Consider the following 22343-nt stretch of genomic DNA (forward strand, 5'->3'; position numbering starts at 1 on the left):
CGCCCGAGCGGCAGGGGAGACTAGGGGAAGCACGAGGAAGGCTTTCCGCCCCCCTTCCCTCCCTTTCTGCGGCGAGGTGCATACGGATGAACGATCAAGCGTTGCCCGAGTGGGCGATAGGGCTCCGCCAGGCCAGGCTGGAGCGGTTGCTCAGTCTCAAGGGCCTTGCCCGGCTGATGCGCCAGGCCGCCGGGGATGACTTGCCGCTGCCCAAGACCGCGAGCTTGTGCCGGAACATCCGCTTCTGGGAAGCGGGCGCCTACCAGCCCAACGCCCTCTACCGGGTGCTCCTCTGCAAGGCCCTCGACCTGACGGAGGCCGAGCTGTTCGGCGGCGAAGCCCCGAAGCCGGCCACGTCGCTCCGGCGCCGTGCACCGGTCTCGACACCTGGCAGACAGCAGTACGGCGACGTCCTCGACCACCTGCGCGAGCAGTGGCATCTACTCGTCCAACGCGACAACCTGCTCGGCCCTCGCCATACCGTTTCGGCCGTCTGTGAGCAGATCGCCGTCCTAGAGGATCTGCTGGTGCCTGCTCGTGGGCACGATCGCGTCCAGGTCCTCAACCTCGCGGCCCGCTACGCCGAGTCGGCGGCGTGGCTGTACGAGGACGCCGGAGAGGTCGAGCAGGCCGGGCGCTGGACCGACCGCGCGTCCATGTGGGCCTATGAGATCGGCGACGACGAGATGATCGCGTGGACCATGTTCCGCGGCAGTCAGCAGGCCATGGGAAAACGCCGGGCCGGTGACGTGCTCGGCCTGGCCGCCTCCGCGCTTCGGCAGACCGGCCACCTGCCGGCACCGATGCGCGCGGCGATCGTGCAGCAGCAGGCCCAAGGCCACGCCCTCGACGGCGAGGAACGGGCCTGCCACCGGCTACTGGACGAGGCCCACGAACTCGCGTCGCCGGTCAATGACGATGGCGACGCCCGAAGCGGACACGGGTCGTTCTGCACGCCCGCCTACGTCGAGGTACAACGTGCCCACTGCTGGCTGGAGCTGAGGAAGCCACAACGTGCGGTCGCCACCTTTGAGCACGCGCTGCCTGCACTGCCATCGGTGTATCGCCGGGACCGCGGCATGGCCTTGGCGGGATTGGCCTCTGCCTACGCTGGGCAGGGAGACCCTGAACAGGCAGCCACGACGGCCGTCGAGGCGCTCAATATCGCCCGCGCCGCTGGCTCGGTGAGAATCATCAACGTGCTGACCTCAGTCGAACGCTCGCTGGCCGCCCATCGGCGCCTCCCCGCCGTGGCCGCCTTCCGGCTGGCCCTGGCCGAGGCGGTGGCCTGCTGATGGCCTCCCACCTCGAACTCCAGGCCATGCGGCGCGCCATCGCGCTGTCGGCCCACGGTCTCGCCTCCACCAGCCCCAACCCGCCGGTCGGCTGCGTAATCCTGGACGCCGCCGGCCAACCTGTCGGCGAGGGCTACCACGCCCGCAAGGGCGAAGCACACGCCGAGGGGAACGCTCTGCTGGCCGCCGGGGCGGCGGCGAAGGGCGGAACGGCCGTGGTCACTCTGGAACCCTGCAACCACGTGGGTCACGCGCCCGCCTGCCGGCAACTCCTCATCGACGCCGGGATCGCCCGCGTGGTCATCGCCGTCATCGACCCCACCTCCCGCGGCGAAGGCGGGGTGGCTGAGCTGCGCAAGGCGGGCGTGAGCGTGGAGACCGGCGTGCTCGCCGAGGAGGCGATGTTTGTCCTCGGCGGATGGCGCACCGCCCTCACACTCAACCGCCCCATTGTCACGTTGGTCTATGCCGAGACCGCCGAAGGGAGGATGAGCGCCTTCAACCGCATCCCGTCCTCTCGCGATCTGCTACTTTCCGCCGATGCCGTCCTGTACGCCGATGGACACCTTGAGGAAGCGATCCCCCGCAGCCACGGTCCCGGCATGATCCACCTACCGGAAGATCCCATACGACTCGGCCACCGCGACCTGCTGAAGACGCTCCACACGGGGGGAGTCCGCCGTCTCCTCCTCGACGGCGGCTCCGATTTGGCCGCGCCCTTCCTGGCCGCTGCACTCGTGGACCACGTCGTCGCCTATCTCCCCGACCGCGGCCCATCGGCTTCCCCTGGGATCAGCGAGCAAGGACTGATACCAGACGGCTTCTACCTCACGGGCATCGACCGCGTTCCCCGCTACGTCAAGGTGAGCGCGGCCAGGAATGACGGAGAGCGACAAGATCACCTCTCCCCATCCTCCTAGCCAGGTCGATCACCTGCGGCGCTCCTGGGCGGTGCCAGGGCTCCAGGCCGCGCATCGGCTGGTCCCCGCCACTCGTCGGCCGCCCCGATATGCCTGTGGCTCACCGGTGACTTCTCCGATCAGTGGCTGGGTCGGGCGACGGCGATCTCCGCCGGCCACTCGCACATCGGCCAGTTTTCGGTCTAGCGCGCGTGCGCGTAAATGCCTCGCGAAACTCCTGGTACGCCCTTCGCCGATCGGTTGAGGGGTGAGGGGCATCCACAGCGCGGACCGTCTCAGAGCCCCACCCCGCGCATGGGGTTGTCTCGCCATTTGTCGGCTATCCGGATGTAGCCGTGCACCACCGGCGACTTCTCCGACCAGCGGCCGTGCCGAGCGATGGCCGACACCGAGGCCCCCGCCTTGGCCGCGGCTGTCGCCCCACCGGCGCGCAGTGAGTGGGCGGTGAAGGTGTCCGCGTCCTTGAGACCGGCCCGCTTCGCCGCGCGTCGTACGATCTTGTTGAGCCCGTCGCCGGACATCCGGCCGGTGCCGCGCATGGTCGCCCCCAGCGTGCCGGACAGCCGCCCGTGCCGGTCGATGGCACGCAGCAGCGGCCCCTCAGCCACGCCGTGCTCCTCCAACGCGGCCAGCCACGCCTGCACGACCCGTACTGGGCAGGTCGCCGGGTGCGAGCCGTACGGCAGGGGCACGATCTCGCCGATCGCGTCCTGGTCGGTCTTGGACCGGCGGATCGCCACCTCCAGCCCATCGGCGCTGAACGTCAGGTCGGTCATGTCCAGCGTCGCCAGTTCGGAGCGGCGGCCCATGAGGGCGAAGCCGAGCACCAGGACCACGCGGTCGCGCAGGCCGACCAGGGTGGCCGGGTCGGTGGTGTCGATCAAGGCGCGCAGCACGGTCAGCTCGGCGGTCGGGGCCTTACGGGTGCGCTGCCCGGCCGTGGCGCGCTCCTTGCGGTAGTCGCGCAGGGCAAGGCGGGCGAACCCGGCGTTGAGTCGGAGCCCGGCCTTCTTGTGCCGGGACTGGACGCAGGCCAGCGCCCGCTCGATGGTGGAGGGCGCCGGTAGGGTGCCCTTGCGAGTGGGGGTGGCGGCCAGGTGGGTGACGTACTCGGTGACCGTCTCGGGGGTGGCGGGCAGTGGGCTGCGGCCGAGAGCGGCGCACCATGCGGTGAAGGCCTCCCAGTCCCGCTGGTAGGCCCGGCTCGTGTTGGCGGCGAACCCTCCGGCCACCCGCGCCCGCGCCGCGTCGGTCAGCTCCCGGTCGGCCGCGCCCACTGGAGTCGGCAGTGAGGCGGTCGGGTCGTCATCCAGCCGTGCCAGCTCCGTCACCGGCGTCTCCCGTCTTCAGGTGATCAAGATTCTGGGTCGCGATAAGGCATATTATCGCGACCCAGAATTGATCGTTAGGAATTTGCCGAGATGACCGAGCGTCCTTGCTCAGTGCAGGTGATGCGGCTCAGTCAAGCTGACGTCGTGACTCAGTAGGTCTGATGTCGGCTCAGTGAAACTGATGCGGGCGCGCCTATAACCGGTTGCGCGCCGGTCTGGGCATGCCGCCAGAATTGGCGCGTGAGCGCGCCCGCCGATCTCGAGTTTCTGCCCCGGCTGCTTGCAGTGTGGGGTTTCCCCGCGGGCACGACGATCATCCGAGCCGAGCAGGGGACCAACAACCAGACGTTCTTGCTCCGCCAGGCGGACCTTCGATTCGTGCTGCAGGTCAGCCAGTCCCTGTCCGCCGCGCAGGTGGGCGCCGAGCACCGGCTCTTGCGGTGGGTACGGCAGGCCGGACTTCCCTTCCAGGTGCCTGAGCCAGTCGCCGCGCTCAGCGGGGACACGGTGATCGAGACTGCGACCGGGCCCGCGACCGTCTGCCGGTGGATCCCCGGCGTGCGACCCGACCTCACGGGCCAGACGGCACTGGAGCGCTTCGGCCGGGCGGCCGGGTTGCTCGGCGAGGCGATGCTAGGCGTGCCGCCAGTAGAGGGGCTGGGGGAGTGGCGCGGTAATCCTCTGGCGCACCCTGCCGTGCCGCACGTCGGCAGCCTTTGCCGTGAGCTGCGCGCCGCTGGGATCAGCGCGGAGCAGGTCGCCCGTCTCGACGCCGTGGCGCGCCGCGTCGGGCAGGAGTGGCTTGCGGGCGGCGGCGCGTTGCCGACCCAGGTTATCCACGGTGACCTGGCGGTCTCGAACGTGCTGGTCGACGAGGACACCGGGGAGGTTAGCGGGCTGCTTGACTTCGAGTTTGCCGGGGTCGGCTTCCTGGTCCAGGACGTGACGGCGGCGCTGTTCTACAGCGGGGCCTTGGAGACGCGCGACTGGCAGCTCCGCACGGCGGCCTTCCTCCGGGGGTACGCCTCGGTCCGCCCGCTGGACGCCGCCGAGGCCGACGCGCTGCCCCGGTTGCTCCTCGCCCGGGCCGTCGGTAGCGCCCTGTCGCGAGGGGGTCGCTGGCTGAACGGGAAGGCCCAGCTCTGCGAGGTCGCCGACCGGATCCGCAAGCTGGAGGACACGACCCGCTGGCTCGACGCCAACGGCGGGAAGCTCCGGTCACTCGCGACCGCCGGCGGGCACGGGTGACTTTGACGGACGGCTGGCGCGAGCCCACGACGGGGCTCGGTACCCCGATATTTTCGCAGGTCAGAGAGTTCAAGATCCGCTCACGGCCGGAATTCCTGTTATCTCGGCTGACCCTGATCTTCTGCGTGCATCAGCTTCGCTGAGCCGCATGGCTTGTCCGTGGATCAGCAAACTGATGCACTCCAGGTCGGCGCCATGCTCATGCATCAGATTCGGTGAGTCGAGACACCGAGCCTTTTAGTCGAACAGCTGGTCCGGGAAACCCTGGGCCCACGGCATCGGCTGGGTAGCCCTCAGGTCAACTATGGAGGACCACCCAACGTCCGACGATGTGAGACCGAACGAGGTGCGCCCGTTCGATGGGGTGGCGGGGCTGTCAGATCTCCTTGAACGTCGCAGTAATCCCCAGTTCCACCAGCCGTTCCCGGAGTTGCTCCGCGGCCTCGGCTTGCAGCACCAGCTGGATCGTGCCCTGGAGGTAGCTGATCTGGCGTTCATCCAGCGTCATGTAGAAGGCTCGGAACAGTGCGGCGAACCCATCGGCGGAATCGCTGTTGGCCAGTAGATTGCTGCTGAAGGAGAACGCGACCTGCTGGTCCTTGGCCTTTGTCGGTGTGTCGCCGCTGCCCGATTCGGATGCGTTGCCTGCCCCGGATCCGCTGCTCCCCGATTCCCCTGACCCGGTCGACGAGTCCGACCCCGAAGTCGTGCCGTCCGTAGTGCCGTCCCCGCTCGTCGAGCACGTGCCGTCATGAGCAGGCCGGCCGCATTTCCGGCACGATTTGGGTTGGGCTTTGGCGAGCCTCAGGCCCGTGCTGGCGAGGTTGACTTGGCTGGGCGCGGTCACGGCGACCTCGGTGCCGGCACCGTCGACAATGCTTACCAGCCCGCCGCTGACGGCATCGTAGATCGCCTGCTGGAGGTCCCGGTCGCCGTCGTACAGTAGCGGTAGACGAGGGGCGCTGTAGAACGCGGCCCGGATATCGGAGAGGGTCTTTCCGTAGTCCTGGTCCCGGAGGTTGTGCAGCAGGGCTCGGGCCCCGAACTGACCTTTGTCGAAGACCTTGTCTCGGTCGGCGAGCGCCTTCCAGACGCTGGTGCCGTCCAACGCGGTGGAGTTGTCCTCGTCGAAGGTTAGCTGGTCGAGGTACCGGTCGCCGTTGGGGTCGGGCTGAGCCAGGTAAACGACATGCTGGTAGGCCCGCTTGAGGGACTTCTCCAGCTGCTGCCGCGCGTCATTGAGATCCTTAGTCCCTGTGGCCTTGAGCTCGTCATCATTCTGGACCTCGGGCGCTGCGAGTGCCCTGAGCCTCGCCAGGTATTCCACTGCGACGCCCCTCGCCAGACCACGACGCTGGGTGTTCACGACCGCGAACACGGCGCTGCTGGCCCACAGCACGGGCAGTTGCTGGGCTCCTTGCCCGAGTCCCATCGCGATGGCCAGCGCCTCGATGGTTGACTGCTCCGTGCCATTGCGCAGGCTGAACTGCGCAGGGTCCAGCACGATTAGCCGCGTAGTGTGTGCGGTGTCCAGACCGCTGGTGGCTAGGACGGCGGCTGGCTCTCGCTGGAGGTCCGCAGGGACAAAGGTGAGATCGCGGAACGGTCCGGTGTTCGCCAGCTTCTTGGCGAACTCGGCGATGACCTGGTCCCGCTCGGCCGGGGTGATAGTGCGCCGGATGTTGTTGACGAGCATCCGGTGGGTCAGGCGGGTGGACAGGAAGTAGCGGGCCGGCTTGTTGTTGCCCTGGCCGGGGATGATGTCAAGTGCGCTCATACCCCGTTCAGGGTTGACCAGCTCATCGACCACAGCGTCGGCGTCGGTGACCGTGTAGCTGGCATCTGGGACGCTCGTGGCTGCCTTGACCTCCGGTGCGCTGGCGCCCCGTCCACGTCCAGGACGGAGGGTGCCGACAATGCTGGCCAGGAAGATAAAGGTGGCGGCGCGCTCGGTCGCCCGCGGGTTGGCTCCGCTCCATTGGACAGCCGTCCGCTCGAGATCCTGTCGGCGGGCGGTGCCAGCCGAGCTGTCGTGGTTGACGACCTCGATCTCCGCCAGGCTTCTATAGTTGGCGATGGTGCGTTCGTCCTCTACCAAGCCGCTGCCGAGTAGGGCCTCCCTGACCGTGCTGTCGGACAGCGGCAGATCTCCTGGGCCGATGAGCGGCGGTACCCACTCGCCTGACATGCCGCGCTGCTGCTGCGCGTATACGGTGGCAGCGAAAATTCGGATGGTCGAGCGAACTCGCTGGAATCCTGTGACCTTGCTCCACTCCTCCTTCGCCAGGCTCATCAGCATGGGGTGGAATGGATAGCAGGCGGCGACCTCTGCCTTCCACCGGTGCCGCCAGCTCGCGCCGACTGCGTCCCAGACGTGCTTGGACCAAGCCTTATCGCTCAGCACGGGCTCATGAAGCGCGGCGGTGGCGTTGATGATCTCGGGGCTGGGCTCGGCCTCGAACAGGCGCCGCCGCAGAATGTCTGCGAAGTCGCCCACCTCCGTGACCGTAGCCGGGATGCCGTTGCGCTCCAGCAGGGTGTTCAGGTCGTCACGGCGGTCCTGGGCAGCCCTTGACAGCGCCGTCTTGTCGGCGTCGGAGGCGATCATCACCACGAGCATCGCGACGTGAGGCACGTCGTTGACGACATCGAGCAGCGCCCGTAGGAACGCCATGTCCTGCGCCGCGAGCTCGGGCTTGCTCGCGCCGTCGAGCCCGTTCCCGATGTAGTCGAGTACCTCATCGACGATGATCAGTACGGGCCGGTTCACGGCGCGGATAGCCTCGGCGATCTTGTTTTTATCGCTCCAGTACGGCAGGTAGCTCTCGTAGAGCGGATAGTCCTTGGCGAACAGCCGCCAGAGGAACCGCTCATAGAGGCTGCGCGCCGGTCCGTCGATCTCCTGGACGCCGGCTCCGGGGGTCATGTGGTCACAGGGCAAGACAACGACGTGAGGCCGCCCGAGGTCGGCGGCCAGGTGCCGCCCCATCTTCGCCTTCGCACGATCCGCGACCCTGTGGCCGAGTTCGGTGTCGAGCAGGGCCTCGGGGTTGGCGGCCAAATGGAAGGCACCGATGCAGGCGTGAGATTTACCGCCGCCCATGCCCTGGTCGAGCCGGGTGACGGCCCGCGCCTTCAGATAGTCGTCTCCGCCACCCACGCGGACCGCGATCTCGGTGAGCAGGTCGATGAGCCGTTCAGTGGGATGGGTGATCTCCCCGTAGTAGGCGGCATCAGCGTACGGCGGACGATCTGCTCCCGTTCCATGGACGGCGCGGAAGAGCGACATCTGGACGTCGTCGATCTGGCCGGACGCGCTGAGAATCTCCTGGCGAAGCTTCAGTGCCTTCCACCACGGCGTCACGGTGTCCTCCTGGGCTGCTAGGCATGGGGGCTCGGGGGATGTTCGCCATCATCAGATCAGCCTCAACTGGGCGTCGTCTATCTCCTGGCGGCGGGCTTCCTCGCGGTTGCTCATTGCGACCGCTTCGGCAGCGTTGCCGATTCCGACCCTCGTTCGCAGCACGCGGGTAAACGCGATGGAGTCCAGGTCATTGTCGGGAAGCCGATCAGCGAGGAACTGGATGGCCGACCACAGATAGGTGTCGTCGGTCGCCCGACCCGAAGCCGCTAGCACCTGGCCCATTGCCTGCAGACCTTCCTCAGATGCGGCGGCGAGCGCTAGCGCGACGTCGATGACGGCCGAGTCTCCGTTGATCTTACCGGAGTACTCGTGCGAGGTGATGAAACGGACACCCTTGTCGGCGTCGGGCACCAGGTCACGCACCAAGACCAGATCGAGCGAGGATGCCAGAGCCTGCCAGCGCAGTTCGGACTTCGCCTGAGGCTGCCGACCATAAAGCCTGATCCACCACAGCGCGAAACGAGTACGGGCATCGAAGGCCGCTAGCGGCTCGTGGTTGATCGTGACCGCCATGGCGTCTTGGACGGCCGCACGCGCCAGCGGCAAGAACGTGTAAATGTCGACTGGCTCCCCTTTGGCATCGAGGACCTTGCTGTAGCGGCCAACGACCTCCATTGCGGGCCCGGCGGCGGCCATCAGCATGTCTGCTGGCGCCAGTCCCCACCGCTCCCAATCGGGGTAGCGCCGTTTCACCTCTGCCATGATCTCGGCTTCAACCGTGCCCTTGCGGCCCGCCGGCCGCCCAGCCGGGGCAGGGCGGCAGGCCATGGTCAGGGTGGTCTCGATATTCGCCTTGCCCTGTTGCCCGCCGGATTCAGTGTTAGCCGGCCACGATCCAGTCATGACCAGCCCGGCCCGCTCGATCGAATGCAGCAGCCGTTGCCAGACCTCGGGTTCTCCATGGCCGAAGACGATCGTCACGACGCCGTCATCGCGGACGACCTGCCGCATCTGTGCGAAAGCCTCGGCAATCAGCGTGTCGTAGTGCTCGCGTGTGCGATGCTCGTTCGGGGCCGCTCCCCTCACGCGCTTGACGATGATCTCCTGGCTCTTGTCCTGACCGCCATGCGGATCTGCGGTGATTGCGAGCTCCGGCCAGGTGTTGTGCAAGCACCGCTTGACCCAGACGTAAAACAGGTCCGAGGCATCGGCGTAGGCGATCATCTGGTCATAGGGTGGGTCGGTCACTACTGCGGTGAAGGTCTTGGCCACGAAGGGCAGCGAGGTGGCGGTCCCCCGCTGCACAGATGCTGGGGCGCCGCGCAGACCGGAGAACAGGTTGCGGCAGGCGGTCAGCACGTTCTCGGAGATCGACATCCACGTGCCGGGGCCGTCACCAATGCCAGCCTCGAAGAAGTCGTGGGAGAAAGTGATGGATCCTTCGTTGACGAACAAGTCCCCGACTCGGGCACCACCCGAGCTCTGGAACCGGGCACCGCGGGTGGAGCGCCGCAGCTTCTTCACCACGACCGCTGTCGCATAGCCGGTCAGGGCCCGCACGTAGTCACGCGAAAGTCCGACAGCGGTGAGCTCATCTCCGAGTTCATTGATGATGCGTGCCAGTCGCACATACGACAGGGTCTGCCGGTCGATCATGAAGTCGCCGTAGGTCTTCGCCCCGTAGATGCTCGGCCCGATGATGTTGTTGTTCCCCGGCGCGATCTCCTCGTCTGGGATGGCCGGTAGGAACGGGCTGAACGCAGACTCGTCTGCCAGTGCCCGGCTGGCTGCCATGACCGCGTCCTTCTCGGCCGTCGTAGGCTTACGGAACGTTTTCCGGCTCCGAGCATCGATGTCGGCGGCAAGAACTAGGGCGTCCTGCCCCAATCCCTCCTGCAACAGCCGCCGGTGCACTGCCAATGGGTGGACGTGGCTGCAGTACACGCAGATCGCGCTCTTGCCAGCTACTTTCTTGCCGTTGACCACGGCGTTGGTCAGGGTGGGAGACCTCGTGGGTTTCCCTGAGGTGACGACAGCCTCCCAAGTACCGGAGGCTCGATCAGCGTCGATGTAGAACGAAACGGCCTCCCGGTCACCACGGCCTGGCATGAGCTCGTAGGAACCGATGAGTGGGAACCGCTGACTGCACTCCTGGCATGGGATCGTGACAGCCCAGAGGTATCCCCATGGCAGCTCGCCATTGTGTCGTGGGTAGAAGTCGCGCATCGCAGACGCGTGCCGCGCCTGGATCTCCTTGAACAGGGTGGCGAGGTCTCCCAGCAGTCGGTCGGTAGGGGAAGCCAGCATGTGGCTCCGTTCTTCTCCGAACGGAAGCTCTGGTTCCTCGCTCCAATCCTCGAACGGGGCCGAGGTAAGGAGGTGGCTCGCGAGGACCGCGACGGGGCTGTAGTCGACAGCGAACGCCCGTACGCCCAGTCGCGCGGACTCCAACGGAATCATTCCCCGCCCCGAAAACGGGTCAAGGGTGGTGGTGCTCTCGGGGTTGGCTTTCTTGATCTCAGACTGCAGCTCACTCCAGGCCGCGTAGCGACCCTTCATCGCTTTTCGCACCAGGTCCTGCAACCGCTTCTGTTCTGCGGGGTCGTCGGGCCATGGCAGCAGCGAGCAAATCGTCGCGGCCTTGGCCTGGGCAGTGGGTCGTTTGGCGAACCACATGAATAGAGAGATCTCGCTGTTCCCCGATCCCCAGCCCTTGTCGCTGTTAGCCGACACTTCTGCGCTGGGGAACCATCGTTCGATCATCCTGGTCATACATTGCTCCCCGGTGCGTTCTTGAGGCTGCTGCCGGGAATGCGGAAGATCGCGTTCCCGGTCATGTCGGTGGCGAAGAGGGTGGCCGGGTCCTGGTAGGCCCCGAAGAAGCGGCCTTTGGCGTCGGCGCACTGGTCGACGACGTAGAGCCAGTACTCCTTGCGGTGCTGGGTCGCGATGAGGACCTCGTTGCCAGTCATCCGGATGCCATCGCTGGCCGCGCTGCCCAGGACGCCCTTGACTTCGATGTGCCGGACCTGGCTGTTGCGCCGAGCCTCCAGGTCGTAGCCGCGGCTTTCCGTGTGAACGTCCTCGACGACCCATCCGTCGTCCAGGAGCAGTCGCTGGACATGGCGCATGGAGACGAGTTCGGCGTCGATCTCTGCCTTGATACTGACGTCGGCCGCAGCCAGGACCCGGATCCTGCCAACCAGTTTCGGCTGGGTCAGTTGCACGTCGGAGAGTCGCTCGAGCTCTTCAAGCCGCAGTGCGGTCTGAGTCTGGAGCTGGCGCCGCAACTCCAGCCGAGTGTTTCGGTCGGTGATGGTCTCAGTCAGACTCAACGGCAGGTTCATCAGGTCTCGGCGGGCCTGAGCGAACCAGTCGGAGCGTACCTTCCGGTGCTCGGCGACGGTCGCGGCTGCCACGTTGCGGGCCGCAGTGCTCGCGCGGTCCTCGCGTGCGGGATGGGGCGCGGTGCCTCGGTCCTCCGTGGGTACGAGATTTGCGAGGGCTTCCCACCGGATCGGGCGTGCGTTGCCGCTGTCGTCGACCTTGATGAGGGTCGCCCACATACTGGTTCGCTTGCCGTCGCTCTCTGTGAGCGTCGCCTCGTAGGCGTACAGGTCATAGGGAGTGAGGCTGGTGGGGTCGGCTGCAGCGCCGGACTGGTACAGGTCTTCGGCCAAGCTCTGTGCGGCCATATCGATTAGGTCAGGGAACCCAGGCTCCCCGGGCCCGAGGGTGATGGTGCCGCTGACGTCAATGCTTTCCGCGGCCTCGCGCACCGCGTCCCCGCTGGTGGCGATGTGGACGTCGCTGCCACCTCCAAGGGTGGCCGGGAACGTCGCACCGCCGTTGAGAGACAGTCGCCGGAACCCGGCGCCCGCGGCGGTCGGCGCGGAGTGCAGCACGCCTGCAGCTGCGAGCCGGTCGAGGTATGCCTCGACGATGGCTGGGTTGATCCGTGCGAACAAGTCACGCTGCAGTAGGGTCAGGGCAGCGACTGCGTCGACTTGACTGGCCAGGCGCCGCTCATTGTCGCGTACCTGGCGGGCCACCCGGATGAGCTCTTGCGCCAGAACGGCGTCGGCGGCGTCCATCGCCTGCTGCTTCTTGAGCTCGTCATCGCCGTACATGTCCGAAAGCCACTTGTCGTAGTCGACCCCCGTGATCTCGGCAACCGCCGACAGGCTGTCGAACATCTGGCCGCGCAGCTCGTTCGCCGCGGTGACGAAGTTGTCCAGCAACCGCAGCAGCGTCTCGCCCTCGCGTGTGTCGGTGGCGACCAGGTTGTAAAGGTAGACGTCGCGCTGCTGCCCGACGCGGTGGATACGGCCCATCCGCTGTTCGAGGCGGACGAGAGACCAGGGGATGTCGTAGTTGACCAGGACGCGAGCGGCCTGCAGGTCGATGCCTTCGTTGCCGGCGTCAGTGGTGACGATGATCTGGAACTCGCCGCGCATGAAGGCTTTGCGTACCTCGTCGCGTTCCGGCTTGCTCTGCCGGCCCGAATACAGTCGGGCGGTGTAGCCCTGGGTTTCGAGCCGTTCGGCGATCCATACGGCTGAGTCCGTGTACTCGGTGAAGATAACCGCCTGCTCGTCATTTCCGGGGCGGATGCCGTGCTTGGCGAGGCAATCGTTGGTGAGCCGGTTCCACTTCGAGGGCCGCCATTTGGGGTCCTTGATCGTGACCTCGATCTGCTCAACCAGGGTCTTGATCGCAGTTCGCTCGGCTCTAGCGGAGGTCGAGCTGGCGTTGATGACCTTTGCCTCTTCGACTTCGGACTCATCACCCTGGTCGACGCTCTCGGCGATGAGGGCCGCCTCGGCCTCACTCATCGCTCCCATGTGGTCATGCCGCCTGCGAAGAGTCTCGGCGAGCGCGTGCAGACTGGACGCGGCGCGCTTGCCGTACACCATGCGGGCCAGCCGTTGGGCGGTCTGCGGGAAGAACCGGTCGACCATGTCGAGGGCGGCCTGGTAGTAGCTGTACTCGGTCTGGGACAACGGGACGTTGTGGTTGCGGGCGGTACGTCCTTTGAACAGACGGGTCCGGCCGTCGTAGTCGACCAAGTCCTCCTTCATCCGCCGGAGGAAATGGATCGGGCCGGGCCGTAGCGCGTTGAGTTCGACGTTGGGGTCGTTACCGGGGTCGGGGTAGATCGCTGGGTCGACGAGGTGCAGCAGGTGCCGGAAGAGCCATTCCTTGCCCCGGTGTGGTGTGGCGGTCATCAGCAGCGCCCGCGGGGTGTTCTTAGCCAGCAGCCGGCCGACCTGGTGAAACCCTGCCGCAGTCGGGGTGAGTCGGTGCGCTTCGTCAAAGACCACCAGATCCCAGCCAGCCTTGTCCGGTCGGATGGCATCCTGGACTGCGGGGTTGACCGCCGCGAGTTCGAGGGAGACGACCCACAGGTCGTTGGAGTTCAAGGCATCCTCACGCACCGTGGCCGAGGTGAGCTGACGCAGACCGCCGCCCAGCAGCCGCTGGAAGTCATCCACCCACTTGGTGGCGAGGTTGGCCGGACACACGATGATGGCGCGTTTGACTAGGCCCAGCCGCTGCATCTCCCGGATGTACAGACCCGCCATGATGGTCTTGCCGGTGCCCGGCTCGTCGGCCAGCAGAAAACGCAGCAGCGGCTGGGGCAGCATCGCCCCATAGACGGCAGTCGTCTGGTGCGCGTACGGCTTTAGCGGTGTCGAGGCCATCGCGCTGGACTCGGCGTTGGTAGCTGCCGCGTCCATCCACCGGGTCCACATTGCCGCCAGTACCCGGGCGGAGTCGGCTCGCCCGTCGCTGAGCAGCAAGCGGACGGTCTTAGAGTCACCGGCCGCAAGGTTCACCTCGTGCCGGAGGTCCTGGTCGTCCACCAGGATGAGGTCCCAAGAACCGGGCTCGTCGCCAGGGATGGCATAGCGGATCGTCGCGAATTCGGGGATGTTGGGATACTGGACGCGCACGCGTTGTCCACGCTTGAAGACCGTTCCTTCGTCAGGCATGCTCATGCGCGCGTCCCGTAGTTGTTTCGGATCCACAAGGCCAGCGGATCAGTGACCCGCCATTTCCGCCCGGCCTCCTCGATGCGCTGGCGAGGGCCTTCTGTACCGAGGACCGCACCCCGGGCATGTGGCTGCCCCAGGCGCGTTCGATTCGGAGCACGAGATCAGCCAGGCTCGCTACTTCGAACAGATTAGCGGAAATCACCGCCAGTCCATCTCGTTTGCCTTCGGCCGCGACTTTGCCGATCAAGCTGGTCTTGCCGAAGTGTCGCGGTGCGATCAGCACCATGAGACGACCTCCACGAGCCCAGACGCGGATCATGCCACCTTCTTCGTCGCGGCCGATCGTATGTTCAGGGGAGACCGGCTCGTCGGCCTTGAACGGGGCCATGGTCTCCGACATCGCCTACTCCAAGAGAATTGCCGTGTCTCCCAACACTGGTACGGCCATAAAGGTACTCGTTCGGCACGCCCCCGGCGTACTGATGAGCTCGCCCCTTTGATCAAGACTGGTCGCCGACAGGACACTCTCGCGGGGCCATGGCTTCGCGCGTCGCCGAACACGCTGATCCGGTCTATCGCGCCGCCCGCGTGGCCGGCATGATCGCCTATCGTTCCCCAGCCGACCCGATGCAGGTTCCCTCGGTGCTGCCGCTCTTCATCGACATCGTCGCCGCCGAGTACCTGCTGCCCGCCGAGCGCTGCCTAGACGACTGCATGACGCTCGCCTACGCCTACGCCCAACTCGGCATCCCCGCGCACGTCCGCGCAGCGGAACTGAGCATCACTAACACCTTGACCAAGACCACCGTGGTTCACGGCAGCCTGACCCCTCATTGGGATGACGACATGATCTACGGGCACACCGTCGTCTGGCTGCCGACCCTAAACCACCTGGTCGACGTAACCGCCGAGCAATTTCCCGAGATCGCGGCCCTCGATCAGGGACCGATGATCGCCGGCCGCGACGGCTACCAGGCCGCACATATTCCGGAGGAACGCATCCAGGTGAAGCGGAAGAACCTGCGGATGGCCTACACGCTGGCGCCCTTGGATACCACCGTCGCTCTGCTGGACCATCCCGTGCCTCGGGCCTCGATGGCCGACTACCACCGCCGCGGCGTCAACGTCGCCACGGCGGCGGTCATCATCTTGGCCGACTCCCTGCCGCAGGAGCGCCTCGCCCTGGTGCCACATCGACGGGCCGCCGCGCTGATCGAGGCCGTGCGCGAGCTACCTGAGTACCGCACCCCCGCCGGGGACCGACGCTTCCTCCTACGCGGTCCCGACGGTGCCCAGATCGTGGTGGAGCTTGACGAGATCCCGCTTCCCGTTGGCACTCCTTCAGCCGCTGAACTTCCCTGGCGTGAAAGCAACTGACAGGATTATCGCGCTCGCAGGCGGGCGATGAAACGCGTGCGGTCGTCGATAGGCTAAACGCCGCGCAATCGCCAATCCGCAAAGGGGCGGACATGGAAGCCGCTACTGGAGATCTCGCCACCTGGACCGGGGTCGTCGTCGCTCTCGCGTTTTCCTTCTCAGCCTTCGTGGTGTCCCTGATCTCGCTCAAGTTCCAGCGCGACTCTGCCAAGGCGGCGAAACGAGCTGTCGAGGAAGCCAAGCGGTCGGCGGTCGCCGCCGAAGAATCGGCAATGGCCGGTTCGCGGTCGGCGGCTGCAGCGGAGCGCTCGGCGCTCGCCGCCGAGCAGGTCGCCGAGATCGAGGCGATGCGGGACATGCAGCCGACTGTCGCATGGGAGGTGACCCGCGAGTCGGAGTTCGCCGCCTACCTCCGGAACGCCGGCGCCGAGACCGTGACCGGCGTCATGGTCGATACGACGGTACCTGGCGTAGACCAGGCCCCGGACGGTGTGACGTTGGAGCCGGGTGCTTCGGCCAAGCTGATGCTCAGCTCGTCACTGGTGCATGGCACTCCGCGGGAGATCAGGGTGACCTGGGATGGCGCTCCCTCACCGGTCGTCGTCCCTGTCCCCCCGTGGTGACGCCGGCGAGCGAGAGAACGCCACGTCCAGCGCTTGGCCTGGGTGAGCTGCTGACATCTACTCCGCGTCGGCCACTGACAATGTCTCCGCGCTCAACACCTCCGATGCTTGGTGGCGCCGGGCCCTTACCTTCGCGATGCGCTGGATGATGCCCTCGATGACTGCGTCGTTCTGATCCAATCTCACCGGACCACCTTGCGGGCCGGAGACCTCGACGGCTTTTACGGGTCGCCATTCGTCCGGGAACATCCGGGCGAGAAGCTCCAGAGCAATTCGCCCGTTGGGTGGGGTCCAAGCGCGCTCTTGGGTGCCATCCGGGCGAATGACCTCGCGGACCAACGTGCCCCCGGCGGCATCGGCAAAAGCCGCCGACACGAGGGTGACCGAGGCTCGCGCGCGTGCGCGTGTAAGGGCCTCCCGAAACTCCCGGTACTGGAGGTCTGTGCCCTCCTCCTCTCCCCAGGCCATCCACCTGTGGACGGTGGACCGGCCGACTCCGCACAGGTCAGCGGCGGTGCCGAGGAAGCGGCCCGCCTCCAGATGCTTGCAGAGCTCGTCGCGCAGCTCTGGGGTCAGCTTGGAGGGGCGTCCCATTATTCAAACTCCTGGCGTCGAGCGGCGAGGAGCCGACGAGCTTCGGCGGCTCCCCGATGGGCGATGCTGGGGTCGGTGGTTCCATGCCGACGGGCAACCGGCAGGGCAGGACGGGCCGAGGTAGGCCGCAGGCCATGCCGCATGAGCAGCGTGACCGCGTCGGCCGCCTTGCGTTCGGCCCCGGGCACCTCCCACTCGGCGAGCAGGATGGCCAGGGCTCGTTGAGCATTTGTGATGTTGGCGGCGATGCTGCTGCTGCTCAAGTCTCGGTCCTCCGTTCTGAACGATGTGGCCAGGGAACTCGCCGCCGGGCTAATGCTCGGCGACGAGCGCGATACCCCGGTATGCCTGTCCGGAGGCGGTGCGTTTCTTCTCATGGCCGCGCTTGGCCATGGAGTCGGCGAACGTCACCTCCGAGCCCGCTTCCTCCCCGGTCGCGATGCACCACTTCGACCAGGTGGCGAACAGATGTCGCGCACCCACGTGGTACTGGCTGGCCTGGATAGTTTGGTCCTGCAGGAACCGGCCGAGCGGGTCGGATTCGACCTGGTACCTGTTGGTGCGCTCGGCGACGACGTCGGGCAGCACAAGGCCGCTCTCCTCGTAGTCCCGATATCCCCGGTACGCCCAGGCGAGGAGCGCGGGTAGTTCCTCGGCGAGCCGCTCGGGCAGCCTGCGGTCAGGCTTGGCGACGACCACGTCGAAGGGCACCACGCGGATTCGGCGCCAGACTGCGGGGTCGTCGCCGGAGACCTTTGGCTTGTGGTTGGTACAGAGGATCAGGACATGACTCGGGTCGAACTCGAAGAAGTCCTTGCGCATCTTGCGGGCGCGGAGCCGTTCGCCGCCGGTCAAGCGCTTCATGGTGGCCGAGGCGAGGCTCCTGCCCTCGTCTGTCTCGCTGCACACGGCCAGGCGTGCCCCCTTCAGGTCGGCCAGGCCGGTCGGGTGCGCCGCCTCACCTCGGGACACGAGAAGGTCGGGCTCGGCGTTGATGGCGTAGTCGCCGAACGCCTTACCCATCGCCTCCAGTAGCGTCGATTTTCCGTTCTGGCCGGTCCCCGTGAAGATCGGCAGTACGTGCTCGCGGACCAGCCCCAGCATCGAGTAACCGAAGATCCGCTGCACCCACGCCTGGAGCCCTACGTGGCCAGCGTCGTCGGGCAAGATCTCGTTGATGAACCGGTCGAACAGTTCGCTTCGAGCCTCGACGTCCAGGTCACAGCCGGCCACCTTGGTCAGCATGTCAGCGGGGTCGTGCCGCCGCTGTTCTCCCGTTCGCAGATCGAGAGTGCCGCTGGGAGTGTTGAACAGGTGGGGAGCGGCGTCCAGCACGTCTGGCGACACGGTGATGGGCTCCAGCGATCCCGCGATGCGCATCATGCCCTCCAGGCCCGACGCCGACTCGCACTTGCGGATGTCGGCGTACAGGTCATCCCTGTCCTCCTTGTTCTCAAGGTTCGGGATGTCCGCGAGGGCCGCCTTGACCGTGGCCACGGCTGCGCGCATCGCGGCGCCGTCCTTGTCAGCCACCCAGCGGGTCGAGTCCCAGACGTGCCAGCCAAGGCTGTGGGCGTGCATGAGCCGCCCAGCGTGGAGCTTGGCGAATCGCTCGGCCATGCGGAGCTGACCCCGGTGTATCTCGCCGTTGATCGGCGACTCCTTGGTGCCCCTGCCAACGCCGAGTTCGTCGAGGATCTGTTCCGGCGTCTTCGTCACGATGCCCTCATTCCGCGACGCATGCCGCTCCCGATCGTGCCGCGACCAAGGGCGACGCCGATCTCCGATTCCGTGAGGCCGATCTCCAGGCCGGAGGCCCAGAGCACGCTGTAGGCGGTGGCCTCGTCGATGGCACCCTGCGCGACCATCTGGCCGGCGCAGCACGCGGCCCAGTACAGGACCGCATTCCGCTCGCCGGGAGCAGCCTTGAGGACGGTTCGTACGAGACCACCGAGACGACCCCGCACACTCCCGGCCCTAGATCCTCGGCCGGGCCTGTGAGGCTGTGGTGGCTTCTCCTGCAGCCGTTCCAGGAGGGCGGGGTGGAGGTCGGCCAACGGGAGCGCGAACTGGTCGCTCATCCACCGATAGGGCTGACCCGTGCGGGGGTGAAGCGAGGGAGCCACCACGATGTACCCGCCGTCGGCCTTGACGTCGATCTGCGGTCCGGCCTTGCCCACGCCGGAGGGGACACGGACGCCAGGGTGCCGGTAGACCAGGTGCAGGCCGCCCGACCCTGTGATCGCGGTGACCGTGCCGGGCAGTATGCCCCCCTCGTCGAGCCTGGCCATGGTGTTGAGGCCGCCGGGGGCGTCTACGTCGATGACGACTGTGCCGGAGGGGCTGCCAGTGCGGACCGCGACCAGGCCGCGCGGAACGCGGCGGTTCATGGCACGGATGCGATCGGGGTCGGTCGTGGCGGCGTAGAAGCCGTGACAGGTCAGGCATGGGCAGGTTTCCATCTGCTCCGGGGTGACGTGCTCGTCACGGCACGGGTCACAGTTCCGCAGAGGTGTCTTGGAATCGGAGAGGACGAACACCGGCCAGCCGTGAGCGGCGTAGCGAAGCATCGCCTGCAGGCGAGGGTGGGCGGGGCTCACGCGGAGGTCGGGAGCGCCTTCAACCATGCCGGCATCGGGCTCGTGAAGTCCGCGCAAGGGGTTGCCGCTGTTCAGCGTGTTACCGTGCTTTCCAGCGGCCGAAAATCTCTGGTCGTGCATGATCCTGTCCATCTCGGATGCATCGAGGGGATGGGCTCGGGCGCCTGGGTGTGCGACCACCCGGGCGCCTTCTTGTACGCCGCGTCAACTGAGCCGTCGGCGTGGGTACCTACAACAGCAGGCCGGAGCAAACCCGGACCGCCGGACGAGCAGCCGGTCCTTCGCCTCATGCGGACGAGCCGCTCAAGCGCGACACGACCTGCCGGTCATCCAGCAGTCGTGGGGAATGCGCCTCCACGGGCAGCGCTGGCGCGTCAGGCCGCCGAGGCAGTCGTGCGGAGCTGCTGGACGTAGGCCAGGAGGGAATCCCTCGGAACGCGCCTGCTGCGGCCGATGAGCACGGACTCCAGTTCGCCCGATTTGATGAGCTGGAAGTAGACGCTGCGCCCGATCTGGAGCAGTTCAAGGACGTGCTCCTCTTTGAGGAGGAGCGGGAAGCACGCGCACGGCGACGCCGTGGACGTCGGCTCGCCAGCGGGCGGCATGTGGGTGTGGCGGCTGGTCAGAGGTTCTCCGACCGTGCTCAGCCCCCTAGCATTGGACATAGCTCAGGTCCTTCGAATCGACGCGACTGGCTTGGGCAGCCCTCGGCGGGAAATCGTGCGATGTTCGGAGCGCCAACTCCGTTCACCAGCACCCCGCCGGGGGCTTATTGCTGTCCGGACCGTGACACCGGGTGGGTTCCCACTCCGTAGTTCTCGGCCGTACGAAGATCACCGTAACGGTCCATGGCGGCTCGCGCAAGTTTCCGATCGCATATCGCTGCATGCGACGCAAGCGGTCGTTTGTGATATGCGGCCCCGCTCTTCCGGCAACCACGACGAGCGTTGAGAAGCCCGTTCACCAGGGGATTCCGTTAGTTCGAGGAGGGAAAGCTTCGTATGCTACGCGGCCTCGTCGCTTACGTCATCTCTCGCTGTTTATCGCCTGGTGGGCGATGCTGATGGTGACGCCCCTCTGTCTGATGTTGCTCGATGATCTTGCGGGTTGTGCTCTGTGTCATTAGAGTCCACATGCATTATCCGCATCCCATGGAGGAGTCAGCATTCATGCCGGAGGAGAACGAGTTCTACGTCTGGCTTGCAGCCACGGCGCGTGCCAGCGGGTACGGGTCTGACGCACAGCTCGCCGAGGCGCTCGGCCTACAACAGTCGACAGTTTCGCGGTGGCGGAAGGGGACCCGCCCGCACATCACACATCTGGTGAAGCTGGGTCAGCTGTTCCGCATGAGCATCGAGCCGATGCTCGTCATGTCCGGGCATGTCCCGGCCGACCTACTCGGCAACACCGAGCCGCCGGCGCTGCCCACCCCGCAGATCGTCCGCCAGATCCAGGAAGCCCCACTCCCTGACGGCGTCAAGAAGGCTCTCCTCGAATACTGGGACGAGCGGCTTGAGGAAGAACAGACTCGGGTCGCCGAGCTGATCAAGTTGTTCGGGTCGAACTTCGGCGGGGCCAGCACTGCGGATTCAGTGGCCGGATCGTTCGGGCTCGCCAGTTCCAACCTGCCGCGGCACTTTGCCGGCCTCATGCAGCAGGCCGTCAAGGGCCTGAGGTCATCCGCGCGCCGCGCGCGAGGAACAGCGGCGAACCGATGATGGCCACGAAGAAGCGCTCCCGTGGCAACGGGGAAGGCAGCTTCTACCAGCGCGGGGACGGCATGTGGATCGGCGCCGTGACGCTGCCGGGTGGCGAGCGGAAGACCGTCTCTGCGAAGGACAAGACCAAGGCGCGGGAGGAATGGCGCAAGCTGCTCCGCCAGGTCGAGGAGGGCAAGCCGATCACCTCCGGCCGCGGCGTCACCCTGGAGCGCTACCTCAACCAGTGGCTCTCGCTCACGCTGGCGCAGCGGGTGGCCGCCGGGAAGATGGCCGAGTCCACGATGATCTCTTACTCGGACAACATCCGGCTGCACGTCATCCCGCACATTGGGGGCGAGCCCCTGACCAAGCTGACCCCCGCGCGGTTACGGGCGTGGCTCCTGGAGCTACAGCGCAAGCCGGCGGCCCGGCAGAAGAAGGCCGTCGAGGGAGAGGACCCGCCGCCGGTGGTGCTCCTGTCCGACCGTACGGTGAACTACTGCCACGCCATCCTCCGGGCCGCGCTCAACGATGCGTTCAAGGACGAGCTGGTCTCGCGCAACGTGGCCATGCTGGTCGAGCCGCCGTCGGGAAAGAGCAAGCGCGGGACGGCGCTGACGAGCGAGGAGGCCGACAGGCTGTTCGCGGCGGCGCATAGCCACCGGTGGGGCGTGCTGTGGCTAACGATCCTCGGCCTCGGCCTGCGCCGTGGTGAGGCGCTCTCGCTGCGTTGGGAGGACATCGACCTGGACAACGCCGTGATCAAAGTCGGCCCCTCGCTGCAGCGCCTGCGGGGCGAGCTCGACCAAGAGACCGGACGCCGGCGCGGCCGACTGGCCGTGGTCCGCGCGAAGACGGAGGGGTCGGACGCGAAGCTGGCGATTCCCCGGGCCGTGGTCATGCTGCTGCGGCAGCACAAGGTGGACCAGGCCGCCGAGCGGCTGGCGGCGAAAGTGTGGGCGGACCCGGGGCTGGTGTTCACCACATCGGTGGGGACGCCTATCGAGCCGCGGAACGCCAACCGGGCATGGAACGCGCTGTGCGACGAGGTGGGTATCACGCGGCCGGACGGCAAGCGGGTGAGGATTCACGACCTCCGGCACACCGCCGCGACCTGGCTGCACGGGGAGGGCGTGGACATGAAGACCATCCAGGGGACTCTTCGGCACAGCCGACTCGCCACGACCTCGGAGATCTATACGCACCTCACCGAGGAGGTACAACGCCGGGCAGCGGACTCCATGGACGGGGCACTGTCCCGGTTCGGCCGCATCGCTCAATGACCCGATGCA

At 66.7% G+C, this 22343-nt stretch carries 17 protein-coding genes; 7 read left to right on the plus strand and 10 right to left on the minus strand.

The features are described 5' to 3' along the window. Window positions 1-86 precede the first annotated feature (86 nt). Together KME79_RS36605 and ribD are read left to right on the plus strand one after the other, a co-directional pair. On the plus strand, window positions 87-1295 hold the full coding sequence (locus KME79_RS36605) for an NsdA family TPR-like regulatory protein (protein ID WP_219549953.1): 1209 nt from the start codon (window positions 87-89) through the stop codon (window positions 1293-1295). After that, a complete protein-coding gene (ribD, locus tag KME79_RS36610) occupies window positions 1295-2215 on the plus strand; it encodes a bifunctional diaminohydroxyphosphoribosylaminopyrimidine deaminase/5-amino-6-(5-phosphoribosylamino)uracil reductase RibD (RefSeq protein ID WP_219549955.1) in 921 nt (306 codons plus the stop codon). The genes KME79_RS36605 and ribD overlap by 1 nt, the downstream gene beginning before the upstream one ends. Before the next feature lie 275 nt (window positions 2216-2490). Here the strand turns inward: ribD and KME79_RS36615 are convergent, their stop codons facing one another. Beyond that, a complete protein-coding gene (locus KME79_RS36615) occupies window positions 2491-3546 on the minus strand; it encodes a site-specific integrase (protein WP_308249184.1) in 1056 nt (351 codons plus the stop codon). 285 nt (window positions 3547-3831) lie between these two features. On the opposite strand from KME79_RS36615, the gene KME79_RS36620 reads away from it, so the two are divergent. After that, on the plus strand, window positions 3832-4794 hold the full coding sequence (locus KME79_RS36620; RefSeq protein WP_219549957.1) for a phosphotransferase enzyme family protein: 963 nt from the start codon (window positions 3832-3834) through the stop codon (window positions 4792-4794). A gap of 376 nt (window positions 4795-5170) precedes the next feature. On the opposite strand, the gene KME79_RS36625 is transcribed toward KME79_RS36620, so the two are convergent. The 4 genes from KME79_RS36625 to KME79_RS36640 are packed head-to-tail and all read right to left on the minus strand — an operon-like array spanning window position 5171 to window position 14557. After that, window positions 5171-8158 carry a DUF499 family protein gene (locus tag KME79_RS36625; RefSeq protein ID WP_219549959.1) on the minus strand — a complete coding sequence of 996 codons (2988 nt, stop codon included), beginning with the start codon at window positions 8156-8158 and terminating at the stop codon, window positions 5171-5173. Between the two features lie 51 nt (window positions 8159-8209). Next, on the minus strand, window positions 8210-10930 hold the full coding sequence (locus tag KME79_RS36630; protein WP_219549961.1) for a hypothetical protein: 2721 nt from the start codon (window positions 10928-10930) through the stop codon (window positions 8210-8212). Further along, entirely contained in the window at window positions 10927-14154 is a 3228-nt protein-coding gene (locus KME79_RS36635; protein ID WP_219549963.1) for a helicase-related protein, read from the minus strand. Before KME79_RS36635 ends, KME79_RS36630 begins: the two co-directional genes overlap by 4 nt. After that, window positions 14147-14557, minus strand: coding sequence for a hypothetical protein (locus tag KME79_RS36640; protein ID WP_219549965.1), 411 nt, complete (start codon window positions 14555-14557; stop codon window positions 14147-14149). The genes KME79_RS36635 and KME79_RS36640 overlap by 8 nt, the downstream gene beginning before the upstream one ends. A 137-nt stretch (window positions 14558-14694) precedes the next feature. On the opposite strand from KME79_RS36640, the gene KME79_RS36645 reads away from it, so the two are divergent. Then, on the plus strand, window positions 14695-15534 hold the full coding sequence (locus KME79_RS36645) for a hypothetical protein (protein WP_219549967.1): 840 nt from the start codon (window positions 14695-14697) through the stop codon (window positions 15532-15534). Between the two features lie 92 nt (window positions 15535-15626). Then, window positions 15627-16157, plus strand: a complete 531-nt coding sequence (locus tag KME79_RS36650; protein WP_219549969.1) for a hypothetical protein — start codon at window positions 15627-15629, stop codon at window positions 16155-16157. A 57-nt stretch (window positions 16158-16214) separates the two neighbouring features. On the opposite strand, the gene KME79_RS36655 is transcribed toward KME79_RS36650, so the two are convergent. The 5 genes from KME79_RS36655 to KME79_RS36675 form a co-directional block, all read right to left on the minus strand. Further along, window positions 16215-16751: a helix-turn-helix domain-containing protein gene (locus tag KME79_RS36655; RefSeq protein WP_219549971.1), complete on the minus strand. Its 537-nt coding sequence runs from the start codon at window positions 16749-16751 to the stop codon at window positions 16215-16217. After that, complete coding sequence (locus tag KME79_RS36660) at window positions 16751-17014, minus strand: hypothetical protein (protein ID WP_219549973.1); 264 nt, start codon at window positions 17012-17014, stop codon at window positions 16751-16753. The genes KME79_RS36655 and KME79_RS36660 overlap by 1 nt, the downstream gene beginning before the upstream one ends. Window positions 17015-17063: 49 nt before the next feature. After that, on the minus strand, window positions 17064-18470 hold the full coding sequence (locus KME79_RS36665) for a DNA primase family protein (protein WP_219549975.1): 1407 nt from the start codon (window positions 18468-18470) through the stop codon (window positions 17064-17066). After that, the gene (locus KME79_RS36670) at window positions 18467-19471 is read right to left on the minus strand and encodes a bifunctional DNA primase/polymerase (protein WP_219549977.1); all 1005 of its coding nucleotides are present in this window, start codon (window positions 19469-19471) and stop codon (window positions 18467-18469) included. The genes KME79_RS36665 and KME79_RS36670 overlap by 4 nt, the downstream gene beginning before the upstream one ends. A 254-nt stretch (window positions 19472-19725) precedes the next feature. After that, window positions 19726-20016, minus strand: a complete 291-nt coding sequence (locus KME79_RS36675) for a helix-turn-helix domain-containing protein (protein ID WP_219549979.1) — start codon at window positions 20014-20016, stop codon at window positions 19726-19728. A 504-nt stretch (window positions 20017-20520) separates the two neighbouring features. On the opposite strand from KME79_RS36675, the gene KME79_RS36680 reads away from it, so the two are divergent. Next, window positions 20521-21069, plus strand: a complete 549-nt coding sequence (locus KME79_RS36680) for a helix-turn-helix domain-containing protein (protein WP_219549981.1) — start codon at window positions 20521-20523, stop codon at window positions 21067-21069. Continuing rightward, window positions 21066-22334, plus strand: a complete 1269-nt coding sequence (locus KME79_RS36685) for a tyrosine-type recombinase/integrase (protein WP_219549983.1) — start codon at window positions 21066-21068, stop codon at window positions 22332-22334. Before KME79_RS36680 ends, KME79_RS36685 begins: the two co-directional genes overlap by 4 nt. Window positions 22335-22343: the final 9 nt, after the last annotated feature.

It is taken from the genome of Nonomuraea harbinensis (genome assembly GCF_019396385.1).
Lineage (GTDB): Bacteria > Actinomycetota > Actinomycetes > Streptosporangiales > Streptosporangiaceae > Nonomuraea > Nonomuraea ferruginea.